This is a genomic window from Rhodococcus sp. IEGM 27, from assembly GCF_033142305.1.
Lineage (GTDB): Bacteria > Actinomycetota > Actinomycetes > Mycobacteriales > Mycobacteriaceae > Rhodococcus_F > Rhodococcus_F oxybenzonivorans.
Map to the genome: position 1 here is coordinate 555,725 of NZ_JAWLSG010000004.1, position 17,218 is coordinate 572,942.

18 protein-coding genes are annotated in these 17,218 nt (G+C 65.4%); 7 read left to right on the forward strand and 11 right to left on the reverse strand.

Going from position 1 to position 17,218, the window contains the following annotated elements:
• Window positions 1–10 precede the first annotated feature (10 nt).
• From R4P95_RS17370 to R4P95_RS17390, 5 genes are all read right to left on the reverse strand, one after another.
• Window positions 11–1,726 (reverse strand): alpha/beta hydrolase, encoded by a 1,716-nt coding sequence (locus R4P95_RS17370; protein ID WP_317756817.1) that lies wholly within the window; start codon window positions 1,724–1,726, stop codon window positions 11–13.
• 151 nt (window positions 1,727–1,877) lie between these two features.
• Entirely contained in the window at window positions 1,878–2,255 is a 378-nt protein-coding gene (locus R4P95_RS17375; protein ID WP_213576465.1) for an SHOCT domain-containing protein, read from the reverse strand.
• 30 nt (window positions 2,256–2,285) lie between these two features.
• Window positions 2,286–2,567 (reverse strand): SHOCT domain-containing protein, encoded by a 282-nt coding sequence (locus tag R4P95_RS17380; RefSeq protein ID WP_317745793.1) that lies wholly within the window; start codon window positions 2,565–2,567, stop codon window positions 2,286–2,288.
• A 33-nt stretch (window positions 2,568–2,600) separates the two neighbouring features.
• Window positions 2,601–3,053 (reverse strand): DUF6325 family protein, encoded by a 453-nt coding sequence (locus R4P95_RS17385; RefSeq protein ID WP_317745792.1) that lies wholly within the window; start codon window positions 3,051–3,053, stop codon window positions 2,601–2,603.
• 80 nt (window positions 3,054–3,133) lie between these two features.
• Window positions 3,134–5,167, reverse strand: coding sequence for a phage holin family protein (locus R4P95_RS17390; protein ID WP_317745791.1), 2,034 nt, complete (start codon window positions 5,165–5,167; stop codon window positions 3,134–3,136).
• Between the two features lie 34 nt (window positions 5,168–5,201).
• Between R4P95_RS17390 and R4P95_RS17395 the strand changes: the two genes are divergently transcribed.
• A complete protein-coding gene (locus R4P95_RS17395) occupies window positions 5,202–6,023 on the forward strand; it encodes an MBL fold metallo-hydrolase (protein ID WP_317745790.1) in 822 nt (273 codons plus the stop codon).
• A 77-nt stretch (window positions 6,024–6,100) separates the two neighbouring features.
• Here R4P95_RS17395 and R4P95_RS17400 read toward each other — a convergent pair whose 3' ends face one another.
• From R4P95_RS17400 to R4P95_RS17410, 3 genes are all read right to left on the reverse strand, one after another.
• The gene (locus R4P95_RS17400) at window positions 6,101–6,574 is read right to left on the reverse strand and encodes a hypothetical protein (protein WP_397517722.1); all 474 of its coding nucleotides are present in this window, start codon (window positions 6,572–6,574) and stop codon (window positions 6,101–6,103) included.
• Between the two features lie 124 nt (window positions 6,575–6,698).
• A complete protein-coding gene (locus R4P95_RS17405) occupies window positions 6,699–7,031 on the reverse strand; it encodes a three-helix bundle dimerization domain-containing protein (protein ID WP_317745789.1) in 333 nt (110 codons plus the stop codon).
• Between the two features lie 158 nt (window positions 7,032–7,189).
• A complete protein-coding gene (locus R4P95_RS17410; protein ID WP_317745788.1) occupies window positions 7,190–7,678 on the reverse strand; it encodes a hypothetical protein in 489 nt (162 codons plus the stop codon).
• Window positions 7,679–7,874: 196 nt separating this feature from the next.
• On the opposite strand from R4P95_RS17410, the gene R4P95_RS17415 reads away from it, so the two are divergent.
• A complete protein-coding gene (locus R4P95_RS17415; protein ID WP_317745787.1) occupies window positions 7,875–9,347 on the forward strand; it encodes a CYTH and CHAD domain-containing protein in 1,473 nt (490 codons plus the stop codon).
• Between the two features lie 67 nt (window positions 9,348–9,414).
• Here the strand turns inward: R4P95_RS17415 and R4P95_RS17420 are convergent, their stop codons facing one another.
• The 3 genes from R4P95_RS17420 to R4P95_RS17430 all read right to left on the reverse strand — a co-directional run bounded on the left by R4P95_RS17420 (window position 9,415) and on the right by R4P95_RS17430 (window position 12,727).
• Window positions 9,415–9,819 carry a hypothetical protein gene (locus R4P95_RS17420; RefSeq protein WP_317745786.1) on the reverse strand — a complete coding sequence of 135 codons (405 nt, stop codon included), beginning with the start codon at window positions 9,817–9,819 and terminating at the stop codon, window positions 9,415–9,417.
• Between the two features lie 131 nt (window positions 9,820–9,950).
• Window positions 9,951–11,300 carry a diacylglycerol kinase family protein gene (locus R4P95_RS17425; protein ID WP_317745785.1) on the reverse strand — a complete coding sequence of 450 codons (1,350 nt, stop codon included), beginning with the start codon at window positions 11,298–11,300 and terminating at the stop codon, window positions 9,951–9,953.
• Window positions 11,297–12,727 carry a DUF2252 domain-containing protein gene (locus R4P95_RS17430; protein ID WP_317745784.1) on the reverse strand — a complete coding sequence of 477 codons (1,431 nt, stop codon included), beginning with the start codon at window positions 12,725–12,727 and terminating at the stop codon, window positions 11,297–11,299. The genes R4P95_RS17425 and R4P95_RS17430 overlap by 4 nt, the downstream gene beginning before the upstream one ends.
• 201 nt (window positions 12,728–12,928) lie before the next feature.
• On the opposite strand from R4P95_RS17430, the gene R4P95_RS17435 reads away from it, so the two are divergent.
• The 5 genes from R4P95_RS17435 to R4P95_RS17455 all read left to right on the forward strand — a co-directional run bounded on the left by R4P95_RS17435 (window position 12,929) and on the right by R4P95_RS17455 (window position 17,206).
• On the forward strand, window positions 12,929–13,327 hold the full coding sequence (locus R4P95_RS17435; protein ID WP_317746098.1) for a hypothetical protein: 399 nt from the start codon (window positions 12,929–12,931) through the stop codon (window positions 13,325–13,327).
• Between the two features lie 6 nt (window positions 13,328–13,333).
• On the forward strand, window positions 13,334–14,740 hold the full coding sequence (locus R4P95_RS17440) for a hypothetical protein (RefSeq protein ID WP_317745783.1): 1,407 nt from the start codon (window positions 13,334–13,336) through the stop codon (window positions 14,738–14,740).
• A 162-nt stretch (window positions 14,741–14,902) separates the two neighbouring features.
• On the forward strand, window positions 14,903–15,301 hold the full coding sequence (locus R4P95_RS17445; protein ID WP_317745782.1) for a hypothetical protein: 399 nt from the start codon (window positions 14,903–14,905) through the stop codon (window positions 15,299–15,301).
• A gap of 25 nt (window positions 15,302–15,326) precedes the next feature.
• Window positions 15,327–15,494 (forward strand): hypothetical protein, encoded by a 168-nt coding sequence (locus R4P95_RS17450; protein ID WP_317745781.1) that lies wholly within the window; start codon window positions 15,327–15,329, stop codon window positions 15,492–15,494.
• Window positions 15,491–17,206 carry a SulP family inorganic anion transporter gene (locus R4P95_RS17455; protein WP_317745780.1) on the forward strand — a complete coding sequence of 572 codons (1,716 nt, stop codon included), beginning with the start codon at window positions 15,491–15,493 and terminating at the stop codon, window positions 17,204–17,206. The genes R4P95_RS17450 and R4P95_RS17455 overlap by 4 nt, the downstream gene beginning before the upstream one ends.
• Window positions 17,207–17,218 lie beyond the last annotated feature (12 nt).

The following is a 17,218-nucleotide window of genomic DNA, read 5'->3' on the forward strand; positions in this document are numbered from 1 at the left end:
GGGACTCGGGTCAACCGTCGGCACCCATCTCGGCGAGCTCGGTCCGCAGGCGCTCGTTGTCCGCCGAAGTCCAGCCGTCGGGCGGCAATATCGCACTCCACGCATCGGCGATATCGACGACGTAGGAATGTCCGTGTCCGTCAGGGACGCCTGTGGATACCGCCATGTCCGCGGCGACCTGGAAGAACGTCACGAACGGGAACCACTGCGTGCTGTCGAGAACGTCGTAGCCGCGCTCCTCCTTCAGCCAGTCCGGCTCGCGCAGTAGCAACTCCGGCGACCACCAGACGATCGGGTCCGACGGGTGCTGCAGATAGACCATCCGCGGCTGCCCCCACGGGGCATCGGGACGCGGCAGATCCTCCGCCGCCCGCGCTCCGAAGCGCACGGTCTCTCCTTGCTCGTAGACCGGAAGCCATTCGGGCGAGCCCGGATCGCGGTTCGTGGTGACGTCGGTCCAGATCTCGTTCGCATTCGGCGGTCCCGTGAATAGCACACCGTCGGTGCGGGCCTCTACGTCGTCGACGTTGCCGAATGCGCTTTCGCCGCCGAAGGAGCCCAGGCTCTCCCCCATCACGACCAGCTTCGGACGAGACTCTGGCGGCAACTTCTTCCATTTGTCGTATACGGCGTCGAACAAGGCCTCTCCGGCTTGGTGGGCGCGTTCCTTGTCGACGAGGAACGACAGCCAACTCGGCAGATACGAGTACTGCAGCCCGACCATCGCGGTGTCACCGTTGTACATGTACTCCAGCGAGGAGACGAGACTTTCATTGATCCACCCGGTGCCGGTGGTGGTCGCCACGCCCACCACCGCACGATCGAACCCACCGGCGCGTTCGAGTTCGTCCGCTGCCACCTGTGCGTTTTCGCGGATCGAATCGCCGCCACTGGCGAGGCCCGCGTAGGTTCGAATCGGCTCCACCGCGGCTCGACCGCCATTGAACGCGGACAGGTCATCTACGGAGGGGCCTCGCGAAATGAAGGAGCGGCCCTGCCGTCCCAGTGAATCCCACGTCACCAACGACTCCGGTCCACCCGAACGCAGCGGTGACGTGGGTGGCTCGTCACCGGCCTTGGTCTCCTGGTTGACGGCGGCGAACGAGGAGTTGAGGCCCGACATGATCGCACGTACGGCAGCCCCGTTGATCAGTGCGAAAACCAGCGCCACCACCAGTACTCCGATCACGGTCGCCGAGATTCGCCGGGGTACCACACGGCTGATCTTGCGTTCGACCCACCGCACGGCCCTCAGCAGTACCCGCGCTGTGGCTACCAACCCGACGTACACCAGCAACGCCACGACCCCCATGGCGAGATAGCCCCACCACGGGAAGGGCGCGGCGCTCATGATTTCTCGCAGTTGGTCCTGCCAGCTCGCGAACCACACCAGCATCACTGCGGTCCCGACGAGACCGATAACCGCCGCCGTCCGGCGAACCATCGTCTTCACAGGGTCCGATGCCTCGCGCCCCACGAGGTAGCGCACGAACTTGGAGCCGAGAAAACCGACGGCGTAACCGATTGCAGCCGACACACCGGTGACCAGTCCCTGGAAGAACGGCCCCCGGGGCAGAAGCGTCGGCGTCAACGACAGCCACACGAACAGCACTGTGATTACCAGTCCGCCGAATGCGTACCTGTCGGGAAGCCAGCGTCGACGCCGGGGCGGCCGGGACGCGCCGGTGTCGCGTCCGGGTGCACTGTCGATCACATCGGTCGCCATGGCTCGTCGCGTCCTCTCCATGACGGGCGGACCCTCGGGTGACCTCGTCCGCTGGTTACCATTCTCCGTCTTGCAAGGGTCGGGGCCTATCGAATCGACCGAGAAATCACTATCACGGACATGCCCGTGATACTGGCGCCACCCACCGAATCTACGCCAGTGTCTTCGCCTTGATCGCCTGGAACTCGGCGTCGGTGATCGTCCCGGAGTCGAGCAACGCCTTCGCATCCGCGATCTGCTGGGCAGGAGACTGCCCCGCGACGTCCCGGATGTAGGAATCCTGGGCCTGCTTGACATGCTGGGCAGCGGCCATCGATCGCTTCGCCATGCCGTCACTCCTGACGATCAGGTAGATCAGCGCCGACAGGAAGGGAATGATGAAGAGAAAGAAAATCCAGATCGCCTTCACCCACCCCGAAGTCTCATGGTCGCGGAATAGATCGGTGATGATCGAGAACAGCACCGTCAGGTACGCCGCGAAGGCGAAACAGACGAAGATGAACCAGAAGAATTCCCAAAAGCCTTCCATTTTCGGAGCTCCGTCCACTCACGGTTGCGGTCAGGAGGCCAGGATTTTGGCCTTCTCGGTGTTGAACTCCTCCTCGGTGAGAACTCCCTGATCGCGGAGTTCACCGAGTTGCTTCAGGGCGGCAATGCGATCCATGCCACCGGAGGGCGGTGAGGGCTGGTTCGACGGAGGAAGTGGCGCCGCTTCCTGCTGTGGTGCAGGCTGGTTCGCCGCCCACCGCTGTCCCTGCCGTCGCGATACCCGGTTGGAGACTGCGGTCGCGGTGCCCGCCACGACGGCGGTCCGCGCCATCCCGCGCAAAAGTCCTGGCATGATATTTCCTCAGCTCTTTCAGTACTCGGTGCGTCAGCGTGCGGTGTCGTCGAGCGCGTCGAGCGCTGCCAGAATGCCTTGGACGGGGATGCGCCCGGACGCGACGAGCTGGGCGCCCTCGCGCCGCAGTGCCGAGGCGAACGGTGCGGCCCAGCGATTCTCGTACACCAGGATCGCGCCGGAACAACCTGGCTGTAGTACGGCGGCCGCCTCCTCGAGGTCCGTTGGGTCGACCAGGCCCGTCGCCGCCTCGGCGAACAGCGTCACGTCCACGCCGCCCTCGAATCCGAGATCCTCGATCTCGATACCGGATGTCGATCCGTCGGTTTCCTTACGGACGAAGACGAGATCGTACACCCGGATGATGTTTCGCTCGACCAGGTCGATCAGGTGAGGTAGCGCCGATCCGTCGGGTTGCCGATCACTGGGGAACTCCACGACGAGGTAGTCGATGGGCCCGAGTTCGTCGATATCGGTGTCATTCACTGCGAGACCTCTCTTCTGAAGACGGCAGCGACAGCCGCGCGGGGCGTCATCTCAGTATCACCCTGCCGGGGACGGCGGCGCTAGAGCACGACCTCGCCTGTGAGTGTCTGCTGCCCGCCCTCGAGGGAGAGATCCCGCCATCCAACGAGCACCTTGTGCACGGCCTCGGCGCCGTGCAGCGGGTCGGGCGGTGCGGGCAGGTCTGCTGGATAGATGAGAAACGGAGTGCTTTGCGGTCCTCCCATGCCGCCGTGCGAGCCGACCTGCTCCTCGAACGCCGCGACCTCGTCGGTGTCGGGCCAGTAGGCACCGCCGACCATGATGTCGGCAACGTTGTCGAAGTTGTCGGTGCGGCGCACCTTCTCCAGCGCGTCAGGGCCCATCACCGCGAGCGGGTTCTCCCCTGTGACCTCCCCTGTTGCGACGTCGACCTGACCTCGAGGCCCGAAAACGACGGACCCGCCGGGGGCAGCGACCAGCAGGAAACCGATTCCGGGATGTTCCCGCAGACCGGTGAGCAGGCCGGGGTGGGCGTCTTCGATGGCGTTGACGTCGGCTCGTCCGGGCAAGTCCGGGAAGTAGATGAGACCGAGGTTGCCCGAGCCGAGCACGATCGGCTCGCCGGCAGGAGCGTGCGCTTCCTCGCCGGCCGTCGATGCGTGCACGCTCGCCGCGGCGTAGCCCCGACCCTCGGCCCCGGGTTGTGCGGAGACGTCGGGTTCGCGCTCGTACCAGTGATGCTTGACCGCAGTCGGTTCTCGCTGCGCACCAAGCCGGATGACCAACTGCCCCAGTGTTTCCCCGTAGCGTTGCAGAAAGGTCGCGCCCTGGCTCTGCCCGTGATCGGACAGCACGACGACGCGGTAGGGCCGGTCGGCCTGTTCCACGACGGCGAGCAGCATCTCGACGATGTCGTCGAGTTTGGACAGCACCGCGAGGGTCTCGGGCCGGGAGATGCCGGAGTGGTGCGATACCTCGTCGTAGCCGATCAGGTCGACGTAGACGACGCTGCGTCCCTTGATCAGATCGCCGACCACTGCGGCGACGGAAACGTCGGTGGCGAGCACGGTAGCGAACGCCCGCACGAACGGATAAACGCCACCCCGCGGCACCCGCGGTTGAATGTCCTTACGCTTTTGCCGTAGTGCCTGGCGTATTTCCCGCTGCACCTCGCCGAACATTCGTAGCGACGTGCGCAGCGCACTCGCCGGGTCGGCGAAATAGTCGCTGTAGCCGGCACCGCCGCCGAGGCGCGCGCCGCGCATGCGGCTCACGACCAGCACGTTGTCGTTCGCACCGCCGGTGAACAGGTTTCCGCGGCTCGATCCGTCGTGTGCCAGCAGGCCGGGGATGTCGGTTCTTTCGAGTTCGCGCCGCTCGTTGTCGGCCGGATTGCTGAATACCGAAATGTGCCCGGTCGCCTTGTCGTACCAACGAAACGCCGGCACGTTGTGGTTGGAACCGTGCAGCACACCCAGCTGGGTGGCACCCGTCTGACTGCTCCAATCGGTGTGCCAGGGACGCAGCTTGTGCGTGTGGCGCACCAACTTCGCCAGTCCGGGCGTGACGCCATCGGCGATCGCGCGACGCAGCACGTCGTAACCGAGGCCGTCGATCTGGATGCACAACAGCCCCGGGGACGCGTTCCCGAGGACGACGTTGCGCCGCAGCCGAAATCGCTGACGCCGCACCTGCATCACTCGGTACGCGGTATCGGAGCGAGACGCGATCGCACCCGACACTACGGAGGTGAACAACGAGAGCAGCGCTGCGAGGACGAATGCATCGCGCGGTTGGTCCACGACCGCGACCGGTACCAGGTACAGCGCCAACAGCATGATCACGCCGCCGGCGAGGAACACCCCGACGAACAGCAGCACCGGACCGATCCACGACATCAGCCACATCATCACCGGCCACAGGGCGGCACTGAGTACGCCGAACACCAACGCGAGAACCAGCGCAGCCGGCAGGGTCGGTATCGGAGTGAAGCTCGACCCGTCGAGGGAAATCCCGCCGAGGAGGCGGTCGAGCACGATGATCGCGAGCGCTGACGACCCCCAGAGCACAAGGAACTCGACGAACACTCGCACCACACCGCTCACTGTGCGCATCACAGCTCCTTCGTCATCTGGAATCGTAAGGGTTATGAGCGCAACGGCGGGGCCGGACGACAGAGCTTTCGGTCTGCGCTGGCTCGGGCATGCCAGCGCATTGATCGTGGACCGCGGGACGGTCATCTTGACCGATCCGGTGCTGACCGACCGCGTCGCCCACCTGCGCCGCCGCACAGGCCCCACGCCGAGCGGAGTTCACGTGCGCCACCCGGATGCAGTCCTGCTCTCACACCTGCACGCCGACCACACCCACCTGCCGTCACTGCGGCTGCTCGATCCGGACGTTCCGATCGTGGCGCCATGGCGAGCGGTCGACGGCCTGCCCGCGTTGCGCGAGTTCGCCGATCGCCTGCTACCGCTGCGGCCCCGCGAACAGATAGCGATAGGCAAAATAACGGTGCGCGCCGTGCCCGCCCGACACGACGGCCGGCGCTGGCGCCGCGGCCCGCAGCTCGCGCCGGCGCTCGGGTATGTCGTCGAAGGAGATCGGCGAACCTACTTCGCCGGTGACACCGACCTGTATCCGGACCTCGCCGACCATGTCGGCCCGGTAGATCTCGCCTTGCTACCCGTCGGGGGCTGGGGCCCGACACTCGGCAAGGGTCACCTCGATCCACCACGGGCCGCGGTCGTCGCACGTCTGGTGCAGGCCGGCCTGGCTGTACCCATCCACTACGGCACGCTGTGGCCCATCGGCTTCGACGCCGTCCGCCCGCGGCTGTTCTTCGGTCCGGGCGCCGAGTTCGTCCACCACGCCGTCCGGGAAGGGGTGGTTGCGGTGGAGTTACACCCCGGTGACGAACTCGGCGAGTCGAGCGCAGGCTTCGGTTCACCGGGTATCCACGGCGTGTAACTCTCGCGCCCGAGCCCTCGCGACCGCCAGAGTCGATAATTCGGACCGAGTTTTGTTATCTGATCAGTCTGGTCAATTCACCGCGTCGCAGTGCCGGTACCGGGAAGGTTCGCGTCTCTTACTTCTCTCTCCGGATTCCACGTCGAAACAGCCCAGATGATGACGATATCGAGAGCGATGATCAACAGTGACCAACCCGGGTAGTAGGGCAACCACAGGAAGTTCGCCACTATCGAGATGGCCGCGACGATGATTGCCGACACTCGGGCCCACCCGGCGCCCGTGAATAGGGCGAGGCCGACGATCGCGACGAGGACGCCGAGGATGATGTGGATCCAGCCCCACGTCGTGAGGTCGAATTTGTAGACGTAATTTATGCCGCTGACGAATACTTCGTCCTCGGCGACCGCCGCGATGCCTTGGAAGAACTGGATGATGCCGACGGTGACCATGATGACGGCGGCCGCCATCGACGTGCCGGCGGCGAAAGCCTGTTTGCCGGAGGGATACTCAGAACTCGCCGGATTGCTTCCGGTGGTGCGATCGGACATGGCTGACCCTTCCCGAGCTACGATGTACCGGTACCACAATTATCTTTCGCCGCGTAGTGCGTTCGCGGCGGAATTGCAATTCCCATAAACGAGCCCCGCGACCTCGCCGTCGCTTTGTCACGATCTACGACAGGCGTGGTGAACGACGTGCGAACACACCCCGCACTCTCCCGCTGCTGGTCAACGGCCGTGCAACTGGATCGGGGTGCGAGGTGGCGAGAACTTCGGTTGTGAGGGCGGGTTCCGCAAGCATCGGTGCACGGCTGTACGTGGCGTCGAGCGTGCGTGTGGCTGCTCGTTCGACCAGCAAAGGGACGAAGTCCCGGATGCGGCATCCGTCGAACCGGTGGAGCGTGGCCACGACCAGGTCCTCGACAACGCCCGGCTCGAGGTCCGGGAACCGCTGAATCAGTCGGGTGCGGACGACGTCGATGTCGCGTTCCTCAGTGTCGTCCATGAGAAGAATTGTCCTGCTCGGCCGGGTTGGCGGGAACACACTTTTCGATATCATTTCGACGGTTTCTATTTCAGTGTGGGCGCGGGTCGGCCTAGTTCCCTTTTTTGCGCGCATCGACACCCGGGATGCCGACAAGTATGCGGCAACGACTGCTGCAGTTATCGTCCCGCGCCGGATTCGGAGGCGGTGGTGAAGGGGCTGGGGCCGAGAGCGACGACAATCGAGGCTGGGCGGAGTCCGATTTCGGTCCAGCTGGTGGTGACGGTCAGCGACCCGGTGCGAGGGTAGGCGCCGATCCAGTACCACGGCGTCGTCCGGTACAGCCCGGACTCGCCGGTGGGTGGTTCGCTCGAATGGATCGGGTCGGCAGGGCCGTCGAGTTCGTCGGCGCTGACCAGCACGGTGAGATAAGACCACCGCGCCGACCAGTCGTGGGGGTCGGTCAGGGGTCGGGTTTCATAGCGGGCGAAGTCGGCGCGGATCCCGGTTACCTTCATCGCGAGTTGCAGCAGCAACCCGGACGCGAATGCGGTGACCGCGGACAGCTCGAGGATCAGGTCTTTCTCGGCGACGATCGGCATCGGGGCCTGTATGCGAAGGCCCCGATCCGTGGGTGGCGTGAGAGCCGACCAGCGATGGCGGCACATGCCTCATCATCGCATCATTCACGGTTCATCGGGGAAGAATTGGGCGCACAGACAACAGATTTCGTCGACGGTGATCCGACTCGCGGCGAGGTATCCGGCCGGGTGCACGAACGGGCCGGATCGCCCGTGCACCGACCACCCGAAGTGATCGACGCTATGCGTGGTTAACGGCTTGGTGGTATGGAAGTCTGGATTCATGAAGACCGCACAGCGAGAACGGGACGACAAGTACGACGCTGACGCCGATTTCGCGGTACCGGACTTCGCTGATGTGGTTCCACCCGGCGGCCAGGTCGACAAGGATACTGTCACCCTGCACAGTGAGTATTTCGACACTGCGGCTCGGGATCTGCTCGCCCATCATGTGAGCTTGCGCCGCAGGTCCGGAGACCTCGGCGGGGGATGGCGCCTGAAAGTGCCCGATCACAAAGCCCACAACGAGATTCGGTTTCCGCTGATCACAGACGACGCGGTGCCCGACGAGTTGGCAAATCTGGTCTCGGGGCTCGCGCTGGGAAAACCTGTGCACCCGGTCGCCACGGTAGCCACCGTCCGCCGCCGCCACCGCATCCTCGATGCGGACGGGAACCTGCTCGCCGAACTCTCCGACGACACGGTGAAGACTACCGCGGCCGGTGCCTGCGCCGGGGAGGCGGCGATTGCCACGAACTGGCGCGAGGTCCTGGTCGAACTGGGCGCTGCCGGCGATCGGACCCTGCTCCGAAAGATCGGCAAGCGACTGACCCGTGCCGGTGCCCGACCCTCGCAGTACTCATCGAAATTGTCTCGGACGCTTGCGCCTCACGGCACCGGAGGCAGAGTCACTTCCGGCGCGGACCCGGTTCGGGAATCCTTGACGGCGTACCTCGACACCCAGGTCCAGGAGATAGTCGGTGGCGACGTGCAACTGCGCCGCGGTCTGGACCCGATCCATCCCACCCGGGTCGCTATCCGGCGTTTCCGAAGCACTCTGCGGGTCTTCAAAAATCTCCTGGACCCCGACGCGGGTGCGCGTCTCGACGAGGAACTGTCCTGGTACGCAGGAGTGCTCGGTGAGGTCCGGGACCGGGAGGTCCAGCGCTCCCGGTTCGTCGCCGCAGTGACCGACCTGCCCGAAGAGCAGGTACTCGGTCCGGTCACGGCCCGTATCGAGAGCGACCTACTCGCCGAACAACTCAGATACCGGGCCGAGGTCACGGCGACCCTCGACACCGAGCGGTACCGGGCGGTACTCGCCGAACTGGCGCGGTGGCGCACCGCACCCCCGCTGACAGACGACGCCCGATCCGGGGCAACGGTACTGAAGAAAGCCGCCAGGAAGGCTCGCCGCAAGGCCGACAGAAGATTGACCGCCGCTCTCGACGACGGAGACGACGAAGGACTGCACCGCGCCCGCAAGGCCGCGAAACGCGCCCGCTACGCCGCCGAGCTCACCCGCGGCGTAGTCGGGAAGAAGAAGGGGAAGAAGAAGGTGACCGAGTACAAGAAGATTCAGCAGGTTCTCGGCGACCATCAGGACAGCGTGGTGGCGCTCGGCACGCTCCGCGCCCTCGGCGCCCGCGCAGGGACCACCGAAGGCGAAAACGGTTTCACCTTCGGGCTGCTCTACGGGCGCGAGCTACTGGCTGCCCAACGTGCCCGCGAGGACGCCGCCCAGCTCGCCACCTGATCTGCAACCCGGCTTGGTGATCGGCGCAAACCACCACCGGTACGGCAGTGAACGTCGAGTGCCCATATCAGTGCCAGTCGGAATCGGGAATTGCAGTCATGACCGCCCAGATCATGACCGTGTCGAGGGCGATGATCAGAATCGCCCATGCCGGGTAGTGGGGCAACCACAGGAAGTTGATGACGATCGATGCTGCCGCGATCGTGACCGTCAACGTGCGCGCCCACAGTCCACCGCGGAACAGGGCGCCGCCGACCAGCGCGACCAACAAGCCGAGCACGATATGGATCCAACCCCAGACGGTCAGGTCGAACTCGTAGGTGTACTCGGGGCCGGCTGTGACGACGGCGTCGTTGCCGACCGCGGCGATCCCCTGAACGATGTGCAAGACGCCGATGGTGATCAGCAAGATCGCGGCACCAATCATCGTGTCGGCCGCGATCTCCTGCCTGCGGATCGACTTGTCGGTCACGACGGTCACCTCTCGGGCTCGGATACTGCGAAGTTCTTTTCCAGTGTGCGCCGCACACCGGGGACGCCATCCCCAAATTCGCGCATTTCACGCCAGTCGCTCGATCGGCCTCGGCTCATGTGCCACAGGTGTCAGCCGGGTTGCCGATGCCACGCCAGTTCGCGGAGTCGGACCCAGTCGATGGTGGGTGCGGCGGGGCGCACTCCCGGGCGGTCACGGGGAACCCGGACCCGGAGGGCGCCGGGCTCGATCGTGCAACGCACCGGCGTCGGCAGGAGGAGCGATTCGCCGTCGACGCCCACCGGCGTCTGGGGTGTGTCCGACTCGACGATCACCTCAGTGGTCGTGTGCTGGGTCAATCCGCGCACGTTGGCGCGTCGCAACAGCGCGATAGCCTGGCGGGCGCTCGCGACCGAGACGGTCACAGCGCCGAGGACCCCGCGGTCCAGTCGGTCTCGTCGGTTCAGGCCGGCGAGATCGCTGGTGCCGTAAGGGTTGTTGCTCACTAGCACTGCTTGCGGGTTTCGCACCGTGACGTCCCCGATCCGGGTCACGAGTGGGGCTCCCGATTGTCCGGCGAGCAGATCCGGCAGCATCTGCAGCACGGTGCCGGCCTTGTCGTCGCGATACGCCGGGCTGCGGACCACCTCGGCGTAGACGCCGAAGGAGGCGTTGTTGACGAACGGGCGGCCGTTGATCCGACCGAGGTCGACCGCAACCTCGACGCCGTCGACTAGGGCGTCGAGGCACCGGCTCGGATCGGTGCGGTCGAGGCCGAGGTCCATCGCGAAGTGGTTTCGGGTCCCCGCGCTGATTACCAGGAAGGGCAGGTTGTTCTCTGCCGCGATCCCCGCTACGAGTGCCTGCGTCCCGTCTCCACCGGCGACACCGAGCAGGTCGGCTCCACGCTCGACTGCCTGCCGGGCCAGGTCGGTGACATCGACGGCGCCTGGGCCTTCGAGCAGGACCACCTCGGCGCCCAGTTCCTCGGCCTTGCGTTGCAGGTCGAACTTCGCGACCTTGCCCCCACCGGAGCGCGGATTCATGATCAGCACCGGATGCCGCGCCGGCGGGCCGGCCACCTCTCGGACTGTAGTGTCCGACGGCCGTCCACGCAGGGCCGCGCGGGCGCAGAGCACCGAGAGGAACGCGAGAACAACGGAGGCGACCACGAAGACCAGCAGGTCGGCGCGAGTGAACAGAATCAGCACAACGATCGGCGACAGCACCGCGACTGTCAGCGACACCCAGCGCAGGAGACCGCGGCTGGCGATGAACCAGTACAGGGCGGCGACTGTGACGACGACCCCACCGACTCCGACGAGGAGCAGCCCAACGGTGCCGAGTAGACCGGCGAACACCAGCGGAGTCGCCGCGGCGAGGAACGCGAATGCGAACGCTGCCCGGGCCCACCAGCGCCGGGAGCCGGTCGCGGCGTGGGCGGTTGCGGGTACGGCGGAGCTTTTGTCGCTCACCATCATGTCCCCGAGTGTGCGGTGATGCGGCCGTCCTCGATTGCCTTCCGCAACACCGCGAAATCGCGTTCATTCTGGTCGGCGTAAGCCTCGGCGAAGGCGGCCAACGCTTTATCGAACTTCTCGTCCGAACCGAGGTACCCGGCGATGGTGAACCGGTCGCCGGCGCGTGCGTGCGCATACGCAAGCACCCGGGCGCACAATCGGCCGTACATCATCATGAGGTCGGGTTTCATGGTTTCCACGACCGCCGACCCCTTGCCGTCACGCAACTGGCGCACGTAGAAGTCCCGCATCACACCAGCGGCGTCGGGTCCTTGCTGCCAGCCGAGAAAGATGTCACTCGCCGCTTGCATCAGCTGCTGCCCGGTCACGACGCGCTCGCCGTTGTTCGCACACGACTCTCCGGCGACGTACTTCTCGAGGACCGACCGTTGCGCCTCCTTGGCCTGAAGGAATAGTGGGTCACCGCCTTGGCCGCGCAACAGGACGATCCAGGCCCGGGTGCCGACACTGCCCACCCCGACTACCTTCCGTGCGGTTTGGACGTACTCGTATCGATCGAGCAGCACGCGGCGGGCGGGCGGCAGGGTGCCACGGTACTCGCGCAGTCGTCGGTTGAGCTCCCGGTCGATCTCGTGGGCTTCGGTGCCGGTGAAGATCTCTTCGATCGGTACAACCAGGGGCGGTGTGCTCACTATCCGCGGCCGCCCGTCCACCATGGTCGTCAGTCTCGACAGTGCCTGCACGCTGTCGCGGCCCCGGGACTTGTCGATCGTCTTCTGGACGCGTCTGCGAGTCGAGGAGTCCAGGACGTCGCGGAGCTCGTCCAACTGGGCAGCGGCGTCGATGTGGGAGTACCACACCTCCAGCTCAGTGCGCTCCGCCTGGGACGACATGGTTTCGCGATATTCCGCGGCGCAGGCGAGCGCGATTCGTTTGCGTTGTTTACCGCTGAACGCGTTGCTCCGTCCAGCGACGGCGAAGCTGGCAACCAGTCGCTTGACGTCCCATTCGAACGGGCCGGGATACGTTTCGTCGAAGTCATTGACATCGAACGCGAGTGTGCGCTCGGGTGTGGCGAAGAGTCCGAAGTTGCTCAGGTGCGCGTCTCCGCACAACTGGGTATGCAGTCCGGTGGACTGGGCTCGGGAGAGGTCGTCGGCCATCACCAGCGCCGCCCCGCGGTAGAACGCGAACGGTGACTGCGCCATTCGCCCATAGCGGATGGGAACCAGATCCGGAACTCGTTCCGCTGCCTGAGATTCGAGCAAGCCGATCGGGTTCCGGTCGCGTGCCGGAGCATGTTCGGCCATTGCAGCGAACGGAATTCGGCGCCGAACCTTTTCGCCGTGTTCGAGGCGATCCGCCCGCGTCGGCTGATCGACGACGCCGACGTGTCCCGTATCCGGGAAAGTGTCTCGCTCTGTCATAGCGTGTGCCTCCACCCCCATGATCTCGCGCACTCCGACCTCACGTCAGCGTTTCGGGTGCAATCGGTCTCGAGCCGGATGATTGCGGCCGCGCGTGCCCGATCGGAGTGGGTCCGCGAAAATGCAGCCACCGTCTGCGGGATCGGAGGACACTGAAGTCCAATGGGACCACTTCACACGTCGCCCGGGAAGGGAACGATGATGTCCGAGGACTCGTTGGTCAAGAAGGCCGTGGCTAAGGGAACGTCGATGGGCGGGGCGGTTCTGCTCGTCACGGTCGGTGTGCTCGAGTTCCTGCAGGGGATCTCCGCGATCGCCAAGGACGATGTCATTGTTGTCGGCATCGAGTACACCTACCAGTTCGACGTCACCACCTGGGGATGGTTCCATCTCATATTCGGTGTGATCGTCGCGGCCGTCGGTGCCGTGCTCTTCACCGGGGCGACGTGGGCTCGAGTGGGTGCCATGATCCTGTGTGCTCTCTCAATCTTCGTGAACTTCCTGTGGCTGCCCTACTACCCACTGTGGGCAATCACCATCATCGCCCTGAACGCCGTCGTGATCTGGGCGGTCGCAACCTGGAACCCCGACGAGATCTGAGCGGCGATGACCGACGGCACCGGCACTCCCGCCAGTAGCTCACTCGACAACGACGAACGCGCCGAACTCCTCCGCCTACGCGAGGAAGTCGCGGCGCTGCGCGGACACACCACCGGCACCACCACCGACGTTCCCCCACGAACGGCTCGGCCACCCCGGCACGGCCTGCGCTGGGCTGCCGTCGCCATTCTGCTCGTGTTGGTGGCCGTCCTCGCAATCGCCTCGGTAACCGCACGTTTCACTCGCAGCCAAATCCTCGACACCGACCGCTACGTCAGCACCGTGGCACCTCTGGGCGAAGATCCGGCTGTCCAAGCCGAGATCACCAACCAGATCACGGACGAAATCTTCACCCGAGTCGACGTCGAGGGACTGACCAAAGACGCCCTGACCGCACTGACCGACGTCTCGAACCTCGCCACCAATGCCCCCCGGCTCGACAAGGCCGTCGTCGGCCTCGCACCCGTGCTCACCAGTCAAGCAAGGAACTTCGTCCACGACACCGTCAGCTCACTCGTGCAGTCCCAGCAATTCGAAGACCTCTGGATCCAGGCGAACCGGTCTGCCCACAACACGCTCGTCGCGGTGATGACGGGGAATTACGGCCTCAGCTCCGTCGAAGTCGACCAGAGCGGCACCGTCAGCATCTCCCTCGGCACCGTCATCGACAGGGTGAAGGCGGCACTGAACGAGAGAGGCTTTGCGTTCGCGGACAAGATCCCGTCCGTCGACAAGCAGTTCGTACTGTTCCAGTCACCGGAGCTGGTGAAGGCGCAACGGGCCGTCGCCGCCCTCGACAAAGTGTCGGCGATCCTGCCGTGGCTGGGAATCGCATGTGCTGCCGCCGCGGTCGCCGTCGCCCCCACCGGCCGCCGGCTCCGCGCCCTCGCCCTCGTCGGGCTGTCGATCGCAGTGGGAATGCTTCTCCTTGCGATCGCAATCCTCATCGGACGCGCTATCTACCTCGACAGCGTCCCACCGGACATTCTGTCGCCCGACGCGGCCACAGCCGTCATCGACACCGTGCTGGTACCGCTGCGCACGAGTCTGCGCGCCGTCGCAGTCCTCGGCTTGGTGATCGCCCTCGGCGCCTACCTCACCGGCGGCTCGTCGTCCGCCACCACCGTGCGCCGCGGCTACGGGCAGGCACTCGACTTCGCCCGCCGATCCGACAGAGGCCGTCCACCGAACGAGATCGAACGATGGGCACATCAGCTTCGAGTTCCATTGCAATGCACAGTTATCGGTGTCGCCGCGCTGCTGCTGATGTTCTGGCGCTACCCCACCGGACTGGTCGTGTTGTGGATTGTTCTCGGCGCCCTGCTTGCGCTCGCGGCACTCGAACTGCTCATCCGGCCCGCGCGAACAGCCACTCCACAGAACGCCGAATCCAGGTCAGTGGCATCGCTTTGATCACTGACTGTCCGCGGGACAGACCGCCAAACGCCGAATAATCCGTCGCTCTATTATTTTCGACCCGTCTGCCGGGATTGCAGGTTTACCACCACAGCGGCGTAGAAACGGCGGACAATGTTCGTACCGGGCCGCCCGGTTCGGTAGAGGAAGGGGACGGTCATGTCCGAGACAAGGTCGGTCAAGCAGGGCGTCGCAGCAGGCACTTCGATCGGGGCGGCCATCATCATGGTGACCGTGGGCATTATTCAGTTCTGCCAGGGGATCGCCGCGGTCGCCGAAAACGAAGTGTTCGTGGCGGGAGTCGACTACGTCTACAAGTTCGACCTGACCACGTGGGGCTGGATTCACATCGTGCTGGGTGCGGTCGTTGCAGCGGTAGGTCTCGCATTGGTCACCGGTGCGGGATGGGCGCGAGTGACGGCGATCGTGATTGCAGCGATCTCGATTCTCGCCAATTTCCTGTGGCTGCCCTACTACCCGTGGTGGTCGGTACTCATCATCGCCCTCGACATCGTGGTGATCTGGGCGGTCTCGACCTGGAAGCCGGACCGGGTCTGAACATTCGGCGGTCCGGGGAGTCACCGTGGGTTTTAACTCGAAACACGAGGGGTCCGGGGTCGACCTGCCCCGGCCGGACGCCGGCGAGACCGCCTCACGGGTGCAGGACAAGAATCATCACCGGCTTCTCCGTCCGCTGAACGGCGAGTTGCCACCGTCGTCCCGCAACTCGCACGCCGACTTCGCGTCATGACCTGGGCAGGAAGCCTCGCGCAGCTACCGGGCATCGCGACCGCACGGGCATACCGCCGGGAGTGGCTGCGCCCCGATATCATCGCCGGACTCGTCCTCACCGCCCTGCTGATTCCCGCCGGGATGGGGTACGCGGAGGCCGCCGGGTTGCCCGCCTACGCCGGCCTCTACGCCACCATCATCCCGCTCCTGGCCTATGCGCTGGTGGGTCCGTCGAAAATCCTCGTCCTAGGCCCGGACTCGTCACTGGCACCACTCATCGCCGCGGCAGTGTTGCCCCTCGCTGTGGCCGACGACCCGGAAAGTGCCCTCGCACTCGCCGGAATCCTCGGGGTTCTCGTCGGGTTGATCCTGCTCGTCGGCGGGTTCCTGCATCTCGGCTTCGTGACCGAGCTGCTGTCGAAGCCCATCCGGCTCGGCTACCTGAACGCGATCGCGCTCATAGTCGTGGTCGGTCAGCTTCCCAAGCTCCTCGGGTTTTCAGTCGACGCGTCCGGTCTGATCAGGGAGATCGGGGAGATCGGGCAGTCCGTGGTCCGGGGAGAGATCGACCCCGTCGCCGCCGCGATGGGCATCGGTTCCCTCGCCGTCATCGTCGGGTTCCGCATCTGGCTGCCCCGCATCCCGGGCGTCCTCGTGGCCGTGATCGGGGCGATCATCCTGTCCGCTGCGCTCGGACTCACCGACGACATCGGGATGGTCGGAGCCCTGCCCGCGGGCCTGCCACTGCCCTCATTCGGCGGTGTCGACTGGGGAGACGTGGGACAGCTCGTCGGTCCCGCGGCCGGCATCGCGCTGATCGCGTTCGCCGACACCGGGGTGCTATCCCGCACGTTCGCCGCACGGCGCGGTGACGACGTCAACGGCAGCACGGAGATGAAGGCGGTCGGCGTTGCCAACATCGCGGGCGGACTCTTCGGCGGGTTCCCCATCTCCGCCAGCGGGTCGCGGACCCCGGTGGCCGAACAGAGCGGTGCCCGTACCCAATTGGCGTGCGTCGTCGGCGCACTCGCCGTGCTGGCCTTCGTTCTCGTCGCCCCCGGGGTCACCACCTACCTTCCCGACGCGACACTCGGTGCCGTGGTGATCGTCGCCGCCACTGCACTGGTGGACGTGGACGGCCTGGTCCGGATGTGGCGCATGAGCACAGTCGAGTTCGGTCTCGCCATCGCCGCATTTCTCGGAGTCGCCCTGGTGGGGGTTCTGCAGGGAATCCTCGTCGCGATCGGACTGTCCTTCGTCGCTGTCATCGCGCAAGCTTGGCAGCCGTACCGAACCGAGCTCGTCCGGACCGTGGATCGTCCCGGCTTCCACGACATCGAACGCCACCCCGAGGGGCAACGCATCCCCGGACTCGTGCTGGTGCGGTTCGACGCGCCCCTCTTCTTCGCGAACGGCGAAATCTTCGACGAGTACGTGCGCTCGGTCGTGGCCACGGCGCCGACCCCGGTCGAGTGGGTCATAGTCGCCGCCGAACCCATCACCGGACTCGACACCACCGCCGTCGACGAACTCGTCGACCTCGACACCTATCTGGAAAGCAAGGGGATCCGGCTGGCTTTCGCGGAAATGAAGGGACCGATCAAGGACCGGCTCATCCGGTTCGGCGTCGGTGACCGGTTCGATTCGACCCATTTCTATCCCACTGTCGAGTCCGCCGTGACTGCATTCCGCAACCGAGCCGACAACCCTGCCGATCCGGCCGACGAATAAACCGACCGCACC

Excerpts from the sequence above, each read along its gene's own strand:
- R4P95_RS17370 (WP_317756817.1), bottom strand. The coding sequence starts at position 1,726 with ATGGCGACCGATGTGATCGACAGTGCACCCGGACGCGACACCGGCGCG.
- R4P95_RS17375 (WP_213576465.1), bottom strand. The coding sequence starts at position 2,255 with ATGGAAGGCTTTTGGGAATTCTTCTGGTTCATCTTCGTCTGTTTCGCC.
- R4P95_RS17380 (WP_317745793.1), bottom strand. The coding sequence starts at position 2,567 with ATGCCAGGACTTTTGCGCGGGATGGCGCGGACCGCCGTCGTGGCGGGC.
- R4P95_RS17390 (WP_317745791.1), bottom strand. The coding sequence starts at position 5,167 with ATGCGCACAGTGAGCGGTGTGGTGCGAGTGTTCGTCGAGTTCCTTGTG.
- R4P95_RS17395 (WP_317745790.1), top strand. The coding sequence starts at position 5,202 with ATGAGCGCAACGGCGGGGCCGGACGACAGAGCTTTCGGTCTGCGCTGG.
- R4P95_RS17400 (WP_397517722.1), bottom strand. The coding sequence starts at position 6,574 with ATGTCCGATCGCACCACCGGAAGCAATCCGGCGAGTTCTGAGTATCCC.
- R4P95_RS17405 (WP_317745789.1), bottom strand. The coding sequence starts at position 7,031 with ATGGACGACACTGAGGAACGCGACATCGACGTCGTCCGCACCCGACTG.
- R4P95_RS17410 (WP_317745788.1), bottom strand. The coding sequence starts at position 7,678 with ATGTGCCGCCATCGCTGGTCGGCTCTCACGCCACCCACGGATCGGGGC.
- R4P95_RS17415 (WP_317745787.1), top strand. The coding sequence starts at position 7,875 with ATGAAGACCGCACAGCGAGAACGGGACGACAAGTACGACGCTGACGCC.
- R4P95_RS17425 (WP_317745785.1), bottom strand. The coding sequence starts at position 11,300 with ATGATGGTGAGCGACAAAAGCTCCGCCGTACCCGCAACCGCCCACGCC.
- R4P95_RS17430 (WP_317745784.1), bottom strand. The coding sequence starts at position 12,727 with ATGACAGAGCGAGACACTTTCCCGGATACGGGACACGTCGGCGTCGTC.
- R4P95_RS17435 (WP_317746098.1), top strand. The coding sequence starts at position 12,929 with ATGTCCGAGGACTCGTTGGTCAAGAAGGCCGTGGCTAAGGGAACGTCG.
- R4P95_RS17440 (WP_317745783.1), top strand. The coding sequence starts at position 13,334 with ATGACCGACGGCACCGGCACTCCCGCCAGTAGCTCACTCGACAACGAC.
- R4P95_RS17445 (WP_317745782.1), top strand. The coding sequence starts at position 14,903 with ATGTCCGAGACAAGGTCGGTCAAGCAGGGCGTCGCAGCAGGCACTTCG.
- R4P95_RS17455 (WP_317745780.1), top strand. The coding sequence starts at position 15,491 with ATGACCTGGGCAGGAAGCCTCGCGCAGCTACCGGGCATCGCGACCGCA.